Below are 13,163 nucleotides of genomic sequence, written 5' to 3' on the forward strand. Positions count from 1 at the left end.
CTCAGTCCTCCGGGTTGTAGCCGAGATTGGGGGCAAGCCAGCGCTCGGCCTCCTTGAGGGTCCAGCCCTTGCGCCTCGCGTAGTCGGCGACCTGGTCCTGGGCGATCCGGCCGACCACGAAGTACTGCGACTGCGGGTGCGAGAAGTACCAGCCGCTGACGGCAGCCCCCGGCCACATCGCCATCGACTCGGTCAGCTCGATACCGGTGCGCTCCTTGACGTCCATCAACTCCCAGAGCGTCGCCTTCTCGGTGTGTTCCGGGCAGGCCGGGTAGCCGGGTGCGGGCCGGATCCCCCGGTACTTCTCACCGATCAGTGCGTCGTTGTCCAGCTGCTCGTCGGGCTGGTATGCCCAGAACTCCTTGCGGACCCGTTGGTGCATCCGTTCGGCGAACGCCTCCGCCAGCCGGTCGGCCAGCGACTCCAGCAGGATGGCGTTGTAGTCGTCGTTGGCCGCCTTGAACTCGGCGATCCTGTCGTGGATGCCGAGCCCCGTGGTGACAGCGAAGGCGCCGACATAGTCGCTCAGACCCGTTTCCTTGGGGGCGACGAAATCGCCGAGGGACCGGTTCGGGACGCCGTCGCGGTGCTCGCCCTGCTGGCGCAGGTTGCGCAACGTGGTCAGCACCTCGGTACGGCTCTCGTCGGTGTAGACCTCGATGTCGTCACCGACCGCGTTCGCCGGGAAGAAGCCGATCACGCCGTTGGCGGTCAGCCACTTCTCCTTGATCAGGGTGTCGAGCATCTCCTGGGCGTCGTCGTAGAGCTTGCGGGCCGTCTCGCCCGAGACCGGGTTGTTGAGGATGTCCGGGAAGCGGCCCTTCATCTCCCAGGCGTTGAAGAACGGCTGCCAGTCGATGTATTCGCGCAGCTCGGCGAAGTCGTAGTCGCCGAATTCCCGCACTCCCAGGCCCTGCGCGGGCACCGGCGGCGTGTAGTCGTCCCATTCGATCGGCGTCCGGTTCGCGCGCGCCTTCTCCAGCGTGAGCATCGGCCGCTCGCTCTTCTGGGCGTGCCGTTCGCGCAGCGAGGCGTAGTCCTTGTCGGTGGCCTCCAGCAGGGCGGGCCGCTGCTTGTCGTCGAGCAGCGCCGCGGCGACCGGCACCGAACGGGACGCGTCCTTCACCCAGACCACCGGACCGCTGCGACGCGGCGCCACCTTCACGGCCGTGTGGGCACGTGAGGTCGTCGCACCGCCGATCAACAGCGGGATCTCCAGGCCCTGGCGCTCCATCTCGACCGCGAAGTTGACCATCTCGTCCAAGGACGGGGTGATCAGGCCGGACAGCCCGATGATGTCCGCGTCGTGCTCCTTGGCGGCGTCCAGGATCTTCTGGGCAGGCACCATCACACCGAGGTCGATCACCTCGTAGTTGTTGCACTGCAAGACAACCCCGACGATGTTCTTGCCGATGTCGTGGACGTCGCCCTTGACCGTCGCCATGATGATCGTGCCGTTGGTGTCCTTTGACGCGGCAGTGCCGTTCTGCTCCTTCTCGGCCTCGATGTAGGGCAGCAGGTACGCGACGGCCTTCTTCATCACCCGGGCCGACTTCACCACCTGGGGCAGGAACATCTTGCCCGCGCCGAACAGGTCGCCGACGACGTTCATGCCGTCCATCAGCGGTCCCTCGATCACCTCGATGGGCCGGCCCCCGGCAGCCTCGATCTCCGCCCGCAGTTCCTCGGTGTCGGCGTCGACGTTCGCGTCGATGCCCTTGACCAGGGCGTGCGTGATCCGCTCCCGGATCGGCAGGCTGCGCCACTCGGCGGCGACCGGATCGTCGGCCTTCTCCGAGCTGTTGAACCGTTCGGCGATCTCCAGGAGCCGTTCGGCCGCGTCCTCGCGACGGTTCAGCACGACGTCCTCGATCCGGTCCCGCAGTTCGGGATCGATCGAGTCGTACGGCACCAGCGAACCGGCGTTGACGATGCCCATGTCCAGGCCGGCCTTGATGGCGTGGAACAGGAACACCGCGTGGATCGCCTCGCGGACAGGGTTGTTGCCGCGGAACGAGAACGACACGTTGGAGATACCACCGGAGATGTGCACCCCGGGCAGGTTCTCCTTGATCCAGGCGCAGGCCTCGATGAAGTCGATCCCGTACGTCGCGTGCTCCTCGATACCCGTCGCCAGCGCGAAGCAGTTCGGGTCGAAGATGATGTCCTCGGGCGGGAAGCCGACCTCCTCGGTCAGGATCCGGTAGGCGCGCCCGCAGATCTCCTTGCGGCGCTCCAGGTTGTCGGCCTGGCCCTGCTCGTCGAAGGCCATCACGACGACGGCGGCGCCGTACTTGCGGCACAGCCGGGCCTCGCGGATGAACTTCTCCTCGCCCTCCTTCATGGAGATCGAGTTGACGATCGGCTTGCCCTGCACGTTCTTCAGGCCGGCCTCGATGACCTCCCACTTGGAGGAGTCGATCATCACCGGGACGCGGCTGATGTCCGGCTCGGCCGCGATCAGCTTGGTGAACCGGTCCATCGCGGCGACGCCGTCGATCATGCCCTCGTCCATGTTGATGTCGATGACCTGGGCACCGACCTCGACCTGCTGCAGGGCGACCGACAGGGCGGAGTCGTAGTCCTCGGCCTTGATCAGGTTGCGGAACCGCGCGGAGCCGGTGATGTTCGTCCGCTCACCGATGTTGACGAACAACGACTCGTCGTTGATGTTGAGCGGCTCCAGGCCCGCGAGCCGGGTGGCCACCGGGATCTCCGGCAGCTCGCGCGGCGGCTTGCCCTCGACCACCTTGGCGATCTCGGCGATGTGCGGCGGCGCCGTTCCGCAGCACCCGCCGACCAGGTTGACCAGGCCGGCCTCGGCGAACTCGGCGATGTAACCGGCCTGATGCTCCGGGTCCTCGTCGTACTCCCCGAAAGCGTTGGGCAGGCCCGCATTCGGGTAGCAGGAGACGAACGTGTCGGCGATTCGCGCCATCTCGGCGATGTAGGGCCTCATCTCCGGCGCGCCCAGCGCGCAGTTGAGGCCGACCGCGAGCGGCTTCGCGTGCCTGACGGCGTTCCAGAACGCCTCGGTGACCTGTCCGGACAGCGTCCGGCCCGACGCGTCGGTGATGGTGCCCGAGATGATCAGCGGCCAGCGCCGTCCGCGCTGCTCGAACAGCGTCTCGACGGCGAACACCGCTGCCTTGGCGTTCAGCGAGTCGAAGATCGTCTCGATGATGAGCAGGTCGGCGCCACCGTCGACCAGGCCGTCGGCGGCTTCGAGGTAGGCGGCGACCAGCTGGTCGTAGGAGACGTTGCGCGCGCCGGGGTCGTTGACGTCCGGCGAGATCGACGCGGTTCGCGTCGTCGGCCCCAGGGCGCCCGCGACGTAGCGGGGCTTGTCGGGGGTGCTGTACTCGTCGGCGGCAGTGCGGGCCAGCGCGGCGCCGGCGTAGTTCAGCTCGTAGGCCAGCTCGGCCATGTCGTAGTCCGACAGCGAGATCGCGTTCGCGTTGAACGTGTTGGTCTCGAGGATGTCGGCGCCCGCCTCGAGGTACTCGCGGTGGATCCCCTCGATGATCTGCGGCTGCGTCAGGTTGAGCAGGTCGTTGTTGCCCTGCAGGGCCGTCGGCCACTCCGTGAACCGGTCGCCGCGGTAGCCGGCCTCGTCGGGCCGGTCCCGCTGGATCGCCGTGCCCATCGCGCCGTCGATCACCACGATCCGCTGCCGCAGCGCAGCCGTCAGTTCCTCGGTGCAGTCGGGGCGGATGTTGGGCGCAAAGGTCTTCGACTCGACGTTATTCGACTCGACGGCGGTCGACTCAGACGTGTTCACGCGCACTCCTTCCGTAGCGGAAGGCGTCCTTGACTCTGCCGAGCGTGGCGGATACCGAGGAGGATCCATGCCCCCCGCGTAACCGTTGCAACGCCTCTCGACCAGAAAAGTCTACGTCCTCACCTGATCGACGTCCGGACGCCCGGCCTGACCACGACCCGCTCGTCGTCACCAAGATCAACCGAAGTGCAGCCGAAGGTATTTCGTCTCGCCGTATCCGGGGTGGTGGGGCATGGGATCGGCGGCCCGGAGCTGTGTGTCCATGGCGCGGTCACCGTCGGTGCGACGGGCGTGAGTGGCGGCTGCGGTCACAACGCCAGGGTAGTCGCACGGTGTAAATCACCCGGGCGGCCGATGACGCTCGTCACCACTGCGGAGGCCTTACGCTGGCCAGGTGACCCCATCGGAATTCAGTGCACCGAAGGGACCCGAGCTGCCCGAACTGCACGACGCCATCATCGTCGCGGCGTTCGAGGGCTGGAACGACGCCGGAGACGCTGCCAGCGACGCGCTCGAGCACCTGGACGCGATCTGGGAGGCCGACCCGATCGTCGAGATCGACGACGAGTCCTACTACGACTACCAGGTCAATCGCCCGGTGATCCGGCAGATCGACGGCGTCACCCGTGAGCTGGTGTGGCCGTCGATGCGGATCTCGCACTGCCGCCCGCCCGGCGCCGAACGCGACATCGTGCTGATGCACGGCGTCGAGCCGAACATGCGGTGGCGGACGTTCTGCGCCGAGCTGCTCGCCATCGCCGACAAGCTGAACGTGCAGACGGTGGTGATCCTGGGTGCGCTGCTGGCCGACACCCCGCACACCCGGCCGGTGCCGGTGTCCGGGGCCGCCTACTCGCCCGAATCGGCCAAGTTCTTCGGCCTCGAGGAGACCCGCTACGAGGGCCCGACCGGCATCGCCGGGGTGTTCCAGGACGCGTGCGTGCAGGCCGGGATCCCCGCCGTGACGTTCTGGGCGGCCGTCCCGCACTACGTCTCGCAGCCGCCCAACCCGAAGGCGACGGTGGCGCTGCTGCGCCGGGTCGAGGACGTCCTCGACATCGAGGTGCCGCTGGCCGACCTTCCGACGGCCGCCGAGGAGTGGGAGGAGGCCGTCACCGAGATGACGGCCGACGACGACGAGATCGCCGAGTACGTGACGGCGCTCGAGGAACGCGGCGACGCCGAGGTCGACATGCACGAGACCCTCAGCAAGATCGACGGCGACGCGCTCGCCGCGGAGTTCGAGCGCTACCTGCGCAGGCGCGGCCCCGGATACCGCAGCTGACCCCAGGCCGTCAGCTCTTGACGACCTGCGGCGGCTTCCATGTGCCGTTCAGCGCGTCCGGTTTGGGCCAGTACAGCCGCAGCACCATCTGGAACGGACCGGCGGGCGCGGGCAGCCAGTTCGACTCCTTGTCGATGCCCGGCGACGCGTTCTGCACCAGGAACGTGTATCCGCCGTCGGGGTCGGCGACCAGGCTGGGCAGCATCGGCGAGTTGATCAGCCACCGGTTGAGCGGATTGGTGACCAGCAGGCTCTGCGGCATCTCGTACATCGTCAGCGACCAGAACGCGTTGACCGGCGGCAGCTGGCCGGGCGCGAACCGCACGGTGTAGTTGTTCGCGCCCGTCAGCGGCGCGCCGGTGGAGTCATTGGCCAGAATCGGGTACAGCGCCTCGGCAGCGGTGTTGCCGTAGATGCCGAACACCGCTCCGGCCATCCGGTAGAGGTAGTTGCCCTTCAGGTCGGCCGCGGTGCCGAAGAACTGCGCCGACCCCACCTCACCGGTGTCGATCTTGTCCTTCTTCAGCGCGTCGAGCTCTGCCCAGGCGTCGGCCATGCCGCCTTCCACGGCCGAGCGCATCTCCGGACTCAGCTCGTCGGCCGCGAAGTCGCCGTCGGGCCCGATACCGATGGTTGCGAACCGGTCCCGCAGGTCCTTCTCGTCGGGCAGCACGGGCGCGAACCGCAGCGCGAAGTTGAGGATCTCGAAGAACTGCGGCGAGGTGCGCTGCTGGTCCGGCGTCAGCGGGGGCACGAAGTCGATCGCGGGCGCGGGTGCGGCAGGCGGTTGACGGAGGAACACCGACAGCGGCGTCACCTGGTAGCCCGCCTGGATCCGCTTGACGTTCTCCAGGTCCGACGGGTTCAACAGCTGGGTGCGGTAGACGACGTTGTTCAGTTCGGTGTCGGAGCGGATGACCTCGTCGACACCCTCGGGCTTGTCGCCCTTCCAGCCGGGGCCGGCGAGCAGGTACTTCCCGCCCCCGTTGCCGGTGGTGCGGCTGCCGGCGTAGGCGATGTTGTTGGTGTAACCGTTGATGAACTGCAGCGAGTAGTAGCGGTTCTGTTCCACCGGCGGGACCGTCAGCACCAGCGGCTCGGCGCGCAGGTCGGCCCCCACGATCGAATAGGGCGTGTCGGAGTTCGGCGTCTGGACGGTCTTGTCCTCCGGCGTGAACAGCCGGGCGGTGTTGTGGATCGCGTTCCAGCCGCCCTTGTACTCGGGGTTGTCGCGGTTGACGAAGTAGGAGTACTGCACCCGGTAGTTGTCCACGATCGGGAAGCCCCAGATGTAGGCCTCCTTGGCGATCGCGCGCGCCTGCTGAGGGGTGACCTCCGCGGGCGGCGGCGGGGTCGAGGGGTCGGCTTCCTTGCCGTCCTTGACGCACCCGGCGAGCAGGAGGGTCCCGATCAGGATCGCGGCGACGCGGCGGATCACTTCTTGAGGCCGTGGGTGCGGGTGCCCAGCGAGCGCTTGAGTGCGGTGACTTCGGCGTCCATCTGCGGCAGGATCTTCGGCGCCGCTTTCAGCAGCGATGCCTGCCCGATCCTGGTGGTGAGCACCGGTTTGAACCAGCGGGCCAGACCCACCCAGCGCGGACAGTAGATGCGGTCCTTGCGGCGTTCGATGCCCTTGACGAACACCTCGCCGCACTCCTGCACCGAGGTGGTCTTGCTCAACGGCCCCGGCAGCGAGTCGAGCATCGCGACGAAGCTCGGCAGATCGCTCTTGGTGTCCTGCACCAGCGGCGTGTCGATCCAGGACATGTGAGCGCAGCCCACGCCCACGCCGTGATGCGCCACTTCCAGCCGCAGTGCGTTTGCGAACTGCTCGACACCCGCCTTCGACGCGTCGTAGGGCGCCATCCCGGGTGCGGCCGCGAACGCCGCAAGCGACGAGACCACGAGGACGTATCCCTTGCGGTCGATCAGTGCCGGCAGCGTGGCCCGGACCGTGTTGAACACGCCGACGATGTTGACGTCGAGCACCCGCCGGAACGCGTCGGGATCGACCACCAGCACGGAGCCGTAGCTGGCGATGCCGGCGTTGGCGATGACGATGTCGATGCCGCCGAAGCGGGCCACCGCCTGCTCCGCCGCGCCCTGCATGCTTTCGAGGTCGCTCACGTCGGCGACGACGGTCAGCACGCGGTCATCGCCGAGGTCGGCGGCCAGTGCGGCCAGCGGCCCCTCGTCGAGGTCGGTCAGCACCAGCGCGGCGCCCTTGGCGTGCAGCCTGCGGGCCAGTTCCTCCCCCACACCTCTCGCGCCGCCGGTGATCACCACGACCTTGCCACGTACCGAAGTCATGCGACGCAAGCTACTCCACCGGGTGGGCGGGCGTGCCGGGACCACGCGGGCGGCCGGGCAATTCCTCCACCCGGGCCTCGCCCCCTACGGCGTTGAGCCGGGCTCCGAGCCGTTCTCCGGATCGGCGTCGGCCGCTTCGCTCTCGGCGTCGGCCGCCTCATCCTCGGCCTCGGCCTCAACCTCGGCCGCCTCGCGCTCGGCGGCACGTTGCTCACGCTCGGCGGCACGAGCCTCCCGCCGTTCCTCCCGGGCCTCGCGGCGTTCCTCCCGGGCCTCGCGACGTTCCTCCCGGGCCTCGCGGCGCGCGTTTCCGGCATCGAGTGACGTCGAGGACACAGAGGATGTGGCTGCAACCGACGTCGTGGAGTCGACGGACGTCGTGGCATCAACCGACGTCGTCGTCGCATCGAGCGACTCCGTGCTGTCATCGGTGCCGAGTTCGTCCGAGATCGGTCCGCTACGCAGGTTGGCGTCCCCGCCACTCACGACACTGTCGGCGGTGAATGACTGCGTCCGCGCGACCGACGTGACCGGCTGGCTGAGTGCGATCGTCGGCGGAGGCGTCACTCCCTCGTAGATGACGAGGCCGTCGTGCCACACCACCTGTGTACCTGTGGATTCGGCGTCCCGGTACACGCCCTGCTTGTAGTACGCTCCTCCGCCTCCGGCGACGAGTGTGGGCCGATAGTGTTTCTCGACAACCAGTTTGCCGTTCTCGTAGACCTCCGCGTAGCCGACGTTCGGGTCCTCGGAGAATTTGACGTGGACGACGTAGTCCACCCACTCCCCCGGCTTCACCGGCGAGATCTTTCGGCGGTAAGGGACCGCCGCACCCGCGCCACCCAGTTCGAGATAGTTGTCCTGGGTCACCTGGAGGGTCAGCGCGGGGGCACCCCCCTGCTGGGGGAACCACTGGGACACCATGAACCAGCTTTCCGGGCCGTGGCGCGGGTTCTGGAATCCCTCCTCGAACTTCATCGAGAACGAATACCAGCGTTCGTCGCCTTCTTTGACGAAGGCGCCCGCGGAGGGGGCGTACCAGGCGCCCGGAGTGACCTCTGCGCGTTCGCCGCCACCGAACGGCGGGACGTCGCCGTCGCGGACCTCGAACCGCGCCGCCGTCTCGTGACCCAGCCCTCCGTTACGCACACATGCGCTGTAGGTGCAGTAGTTCGCCGGAGCGGGCGCGTTGATTCCCTTGGCCTGCAACATGGCCCATTGCGTGAAGTTCCCCGTGTTGTAGTCGCCGGTGAAGAGACGCTTCGCCGTGGGCGGCACGATCGGCGGCTGGGTCAGAGCGGCCGCCAGCTTCTGCATGTACGCCGACAGCTGCTGGAGGTAGGTGGCGGTAGCGCTCTGGGTGGTGGCGGTACTGCTGGTGGTGGCCGCCGCGCGGGTGGTGGTCGAGGTAGCGCTGGTGGTGGCCGCCGTGCGGGTGGTGGCTGTCGGAGTGATGCCATCGGCGATCACCAGGGCAGGCTGCGCTGTCCGCGCGTCGGCCGCGGGGTCCGGCACCCGGACCCGCACCGACGTGACGCCCAACTGCTGCAGCCCGAGCAGCGTCGTGACGATGCTCGGCGGCGAGCTGGGCTGCGCTGCGCTGCGGACCGCCTCGTGCGTCGTGGACGGGGCGGCGTCGGGTTTCGGGACGACGACGGCGGCGGTCGCTGCGACCACGGTGATCGACGCGGCCGCGATCGCCGATCTGACCACACAGCTCCGGATATCTCGACGATTCATCGTCCACTCCCGATCACTCAGCGAGGTGATTGGCAAACCCACCGACCTCAATAACCTACCGCTGGCGTAGGTGTGGCAAATAATCTTCGATGCCGTCATTAACGATTTGCTTGAAGCAGCAACAATGCCATTGCGCGCTGGCAAAGTGCTCTCTGACCGCATCCGTTGCCGTCGAGTGGCGAAACCGCTTGGCGGGGTACGACGAGCAATGTGCGCGGCGGTGTCCGACCACGCCCATTGGCCACCCGCGGGCTACGTCAGAGGGGCACACCGAGCAGGGCGTCGACGGCGTCGCGCACCAGCCGGGGCGCTTCGTTGTCGTGCCCGCCGTACTCCAGCGCGTCGGTACACCAGCCGTCAAGTGCGGCAAGGGCTTTCGGCGTGTCCAGATCGTCGGCGAGATACTGCCTGACCCGGGCCAGCACGTCGCCGGCGGCGGGGCCGGCGAGCAGCGCGGTCGCAGTGCGCCAGTGCTGCAGCCGGGTGTGCGCCTCGTCGAGCACGGCGGCACTCCACGACCGGTCCGCGCGGTAGTGCCCGGCGAGCAGGCCGAGCCGGATCGCCGCCGGATCGACGCCATCGGCGCGCAGTCGCGACACCAACACCAGGTTGCCGCGGCTCTTCGACATCTTGTGGCCGTCCCAGCCGATCATCCCGGCGTGCACGTAGTGGCGCGCGAACCGCCGCTCACCGGTGACGGACTCGGCGTGCGCGGCCGAGAACTCGTGGTGCGGGAAGATCAGGTCGCTGCCGCCGCCCTGGATGTCCAGCCCGGTGCCGATGCGGTCGAGCGCGATCGCCGCGCATTCCACGTGCCAACCCGGCCGCCCCGGGCCGAACGGCGACGGCCAGCTCGGCTCCCCCGGCCGCTCCGCACGCCACAGCAGCGCGTCGAGTTCGTCGCCCTTGCCCGGGCGGTCCGGGTCGCCCCCGCGCTCGCCGAACAGCCGCAGCATGGTGTCGCGGTCGTAGCCCGACTCGTAGCCGAACTGCACGGTGGCGTCCGCGCGGAAGTAGACATCCGGGTACTGCGCATCCTCGACGACGTACGCGGCGCCGGAGGCCAGCATCTTCTCCACCAGCTCGACGACCTCGGCGATGGCCTCGGTGGCGGCGACGTAGTCGTGCGGCGGCAGCACCCGCAGCGCCGCCATGTCCTGGCGGAAGAGTTCGGTCTCGCGGTCGCCGAGCTCACGCCAGTCGATCCCGTCGCGGGCGGCGCGCTCGAACAGCGGGTCGTCGACGTCGGTGATGTTCTGCACGTAGTGCACCCGGTGCCCGGCGTCCAGCCACAGCCGGTGCACCAGGTCGAACGCCAGATACGTCGCGGCGTGGCCCAGGTGGGTGGCGTCGTACGGGGTGATCCCGCACACGTACATGGTGGCGGTCTCACCGGGCGACACGGGGCGCACCTGGCGGGCGGCGCTGTCGTAGAGGCGCAGTTGCGGCCCACGGCCCGGCAGTTCCGGAACGGTCGGAGCCGGCCACGATTGCATGGCTTCGACTCTAAGGTGTTCGGTCAGGACGGCCTCCCGCTGGTGCGTGACTCCCCGACAGCGACAACGGCGGACGCGATTTGATTCCCACGTCGCCCGTCAGCGCCGGCGGATGATGTCCAGCAGCACGTCGGCCAGCTCACTGCGGCACATCACGAAGTCCGGCAGATACGGGTCGGGGCGGTTGTAGAGCATCGGCGAGCCGTCCAGCCGCGACGCGTGCAGGCCTGCGGCCGTGACGACCCCGGCGGGAGCCGCGGAGTCCCACTCCCACTGCCCGCCGGCGTGGATGTAGGCGTCGACGTCGCCGCGCACCACCGCCATCGCCTTGGCGCCGGCCGATCCGATCCGCACCGGCTGGATGTCGAGATGCTCGCGCAACCGCCACAGCACTGCCGGCGGCCTGCTGGCACTGGCGGCGATGCGGATGGGGCCCTCCCGCCGCGGTGGCGGCGGGGTGACGGTGTCGCTGCGGAACACCTCGCCGGTGGCGGGCAGCGCCACCACGGCGTCGGTCAGGCCGCCGTCGGGGCCCCCGGCGCCGCGCTGCCACAGCGCGATGTGCACCGCCCAGTCGTCGTGGCCGGGCAGCGAGAACTCGTGGGTGCCGTCCACCGGATCGACGATCCACACCCGGTCGGCCTGCACCCGGGACAGGTCGTCGACCGCCTCCTCGGACAGCACCGCGTCGTCGGGGCGGTGCCGGCGCAGCCGGTCGAGGATCAGCGCGTTCGCGCGCATGTCGCCGACGTCGCCGAGGTAGTAGGGATCGTAGAAGCCGACCTCGTCGCGGACCCCGAGCAGCAGTTCGCCGGCTTCGGCCGCGACCGCCGCGGCCAGCGCCGCATCGGTCAGGCTCATCCGGTCAGTATCGCCAACGCCTGGTCCGCGGACACCACGGGACCTCCCGGAGGACTACCGTCAGTGGTGATGACCACAGCAGATGAGCCCTCCGACTCCCTCGTGAAGGCACCGGCGAAGACCCGGACCCCGGCGGCGAAAGCCGTGAAACCGCGCGACACGAGGCGTGAAGGCGAGTTCTGCACCTGCGGCATGCAGTTGTCGCTGACCCGCGTCTGTTCCAACTGCGACTAGAACGCAGGCCACGGGATCGGTCGGTGCCGGTCGGGCGTCGGCATCACCGGATCACCCAGTAGGGCGACGACTCGCGCACGCAGGGCGGCGATCTCGGCACGGGTGATGTGTTCGCGCAGCTGCTCGGCCAGGTCACCGCGCAACGCCTCGTCGAGCCCGAGCACCGCCTCGAGCGTCGGATCGTCGACCGGCTTGCCCGACCAGCCCCACAGCACCGTGCGCAGCTTGTCCTCGACGTGCAGGGTGACGCCGTGGTCGACGCCGTAGACGCGGCCGTCGACGCCCGTGAGGATGTGCCCGCCCTTGCGGTCGGCGTTGTTGACCAGCACGTCGAACACCGCCATCCGGTACAGCCGCGGGTCGTCGGCGTGCACGAGGGTGACCTCGTCGCCGGCGTAGTCGTAGGCCTGCAGGATCGGCAGGTAGCCCGGCGGCACCCGGCCCGCGGGCAGCAGGTCGACCAGATCGGGTCCCGACGCGGACGCATCGTCGGCGTCCTCGTCGATGTCGTCGCCGGGCTGGTCCACCCACAGCTGGATCATCCCGCCGCCGGCGGGTCCGTCACGAATGATGGTGTGCGGCACGATGTCCCACCCCAGTGCGTGAGACACCAGGTAGGCGCCCACCTCGCGGCCGGCCAGCGTGCCGTCGGGGAAGTCCCACAGTGGCGCCTCCCCGGCGATCGGCTTGTAGACGCAGTGCGCCTGCCGCTCGCCCAGATGTGCCTCGCACAGGAAGGTGGCATTGCTCGCCGAGCGGATCCGCCCGAGGACGGTCAGTTCGCCGCACCGCAGCACCTCCTCGACGCCGCCGGCGGCAGACTCAGGTGTCGGCGTCATCGTCGGGTTCGGTGAGCGCACCGCGCCGGTAGCCGTTGGTGCGGACGCAGATGTGGCCTTCGGGGTCGAGCGGCTCGTCGCAGAGCGGGCAGGGCGGCCGCCCGGCCGAGATGACCCGGTTCGAGCGGTTCGCGAACTGGCGCGCCGACTCGGGCGTCAGGAACACCCGCACGGCGTCGGGGCCTTCCTCGGCGTCGTCGAGCACCACCGAGGCGTCGAATTCGGTTTCGGAGACCGCAAGCAGTTCCACCACGATCGTCTGTGCCTCGGAATCCCAGCCCAGACCCATCGTGCCGACCCGGAATTCGGGGTCCACGGGTGTCTGCAGTGGGCTCAGGTCGTCGATCTCCCCGGTCTCGGGCGGGATCGGGGTGCCGAACCTGCGGTTGATCTCGAGCAGCAGCGCAGAGATGCGCTCGGCCAGCACCGCCACCTGCTGCTTCTCCAAGATCACCGACACCACCCGCTTCTCGTGCACGGCCTGCAGATAGAAGGTGCGGTTGCCGGGTTGCCCGACGGTCCCGGCCACGAAACGGTCGGGCATACGGAAGACGTGAATTGCGCGGGCCATGGCACCTTCCAAAATACCGGTAGGGCCGTCGCGACCGTAATCACGA

10 protein-coding genes are annotated in these 13,163 nt (G+C 68.8%); 1 reads left to right on the top strand and 9 read right to left on the bottom strand.

Annotated features, from left to right (window positions below; all coding sequences use genetic code 11):
- Position 1: 1 nt before the first annotated feature.
- Positions 2-3,646 (bottom strand): methionine synthase, encoded by a 3,645-nt coding sequence (gene metH, locus AB0K11_RS20540; RefSeq protein ID WP_364981830.1) that lies wholly within the window; start codon positions 3,644-3,646, stop codon positions 2-4.
- 312 nt (positions 3,647-3,958) lie between these two features.
- The gene (locus tag AB0K11_RS20545) at positions 3,959-4,093 is read right to left on the bottom strand and encodes a hypothetical protein (RefSeq protein ID WP_364980980.1); all 135 of its coding nucleotides are present in this window, start codon (positions 4,091-4,093) and stop codon (positions 3,959-3,961) included.
- 82 nt (positions 4,094-4,175) lie between these two features.
- Here AB0K11_RS20545 and AB0K11_RS20550 point away from each other — a divergent pair, with 82 nt between their 5' ends.
- A complete protein-coding gene (locus AB0K11_RS20550) occupies positions 4,176-5,066 on the top strand; it encodes a PAC2 family protein (RefSeq protein WP_364980983.1) in 891 nt (296 codons plus the stop codon).
- 10 nt (positions 5,067-5,076) lie between these two features.
- Here AB0K11_RS20550 and AB0K11_RS20555 read toward each other — a convergent pair whose 3' ends face one another.
- The 7 genes from AB0K11_RS20555 to AB0K11_RS20585 form a co-directional block, all read right to left on the bottom strand.
- Entirely contained in the window at positions 5,077-6,504 is a 1,428-nt protein-coding gene (locus AB0K11_RS20555) for a DUF1254 domain-containing protein (protein WP_364980986.1), read from the bottom strand.
- Positions 6,501-7,376, bottom strand: a complete 876-nt coding sequence (locus AB0K11_RS20560) for an SDR family oxidoreductase (RefSeq protein ID WP_364980989.1) — start codon at positions 7,374-7,376, stop codon at positions 6,501-6,503. The genes AB0K11_RS20555 and AB0K11_RS20560 overlap by 4 nt, the downstream gene beginning before the upstream one ends.
- An 84-nt stretch (positions 7,377-7,460) precedes the next feature.
- Positions 7,461-9,278, bottom strand: coding sequence for a polysaccharide lyase (locus tag AB0K11_RS20565; protein ID WP_364980992.1), 1,818 nt, complete (start codon positions 9,276-9,278; stop codon positions 7,461-7,463).
- A 95-nt stretch (positions 9,279-9,373) separates the two neighbouring features.
- Entirely contained in the window at positions 9,374-10,612 is a 1,239-nt protein-coding gene (gene mshC / locus AB0K11_RS20570; RefSeq protein WP_364980995.1) for a cysteine--1-D-myo-inosityl 2-amino-2-deoxy-alpha-D-glucopyranoside ligase, read from the bottom strand.
- Positions 10,613-10,711: 99 nt separating this feature from the next.
- Entirely contained in the window at positions 10,712-11,473 is a 762-nt protein-coding gene (locus tag AB0K11_RS20575) for a 3'(2'),5'-bisphosphate nucleotidase CysQ (protein WP_364980998.1), read from the bottom strand.
- Between the two features lie 230 nt (positions 11,474-11,703).
- Complete coding sequence (locus AB0K11_RS20580) at positions 11,704-12,546, bottom strand: SCO1664 family protein (protein ID WP_364981001.1); 843 nt, start codon at positions 12,544-12,546, stop codon at positions 11,704-11,706.
- Positions 12,530-13,117 carry a DUF3090 domain-containing protein gene (locus AB0K11_RS20585; protein ID WP_364981004.1) on the bottom strand — a complete coding sequence of 196 codons (588 nt, stop codon included), beginning with the start codon at positions 13,115-13,117 and terminating at the stop codon, positions 12,530-12,532. The genes AB0K11_RS20580 and AB0K11_RS20585 overlap by 17 nt, the downstream gene beginning before the upstream one ends.
- Between the last annotated feature and the right edge of the window lie 46 nt (positions 13,118-13,163).

This window comes from Mycobacterium sp. NPDC050551 (genome assembly GCF_040674075.1).
GTDB lineage: Bacteria > Actinomycetota > Actinomycetes > Mycobacteriales > Mycobacteriaceae > Mycobacterium.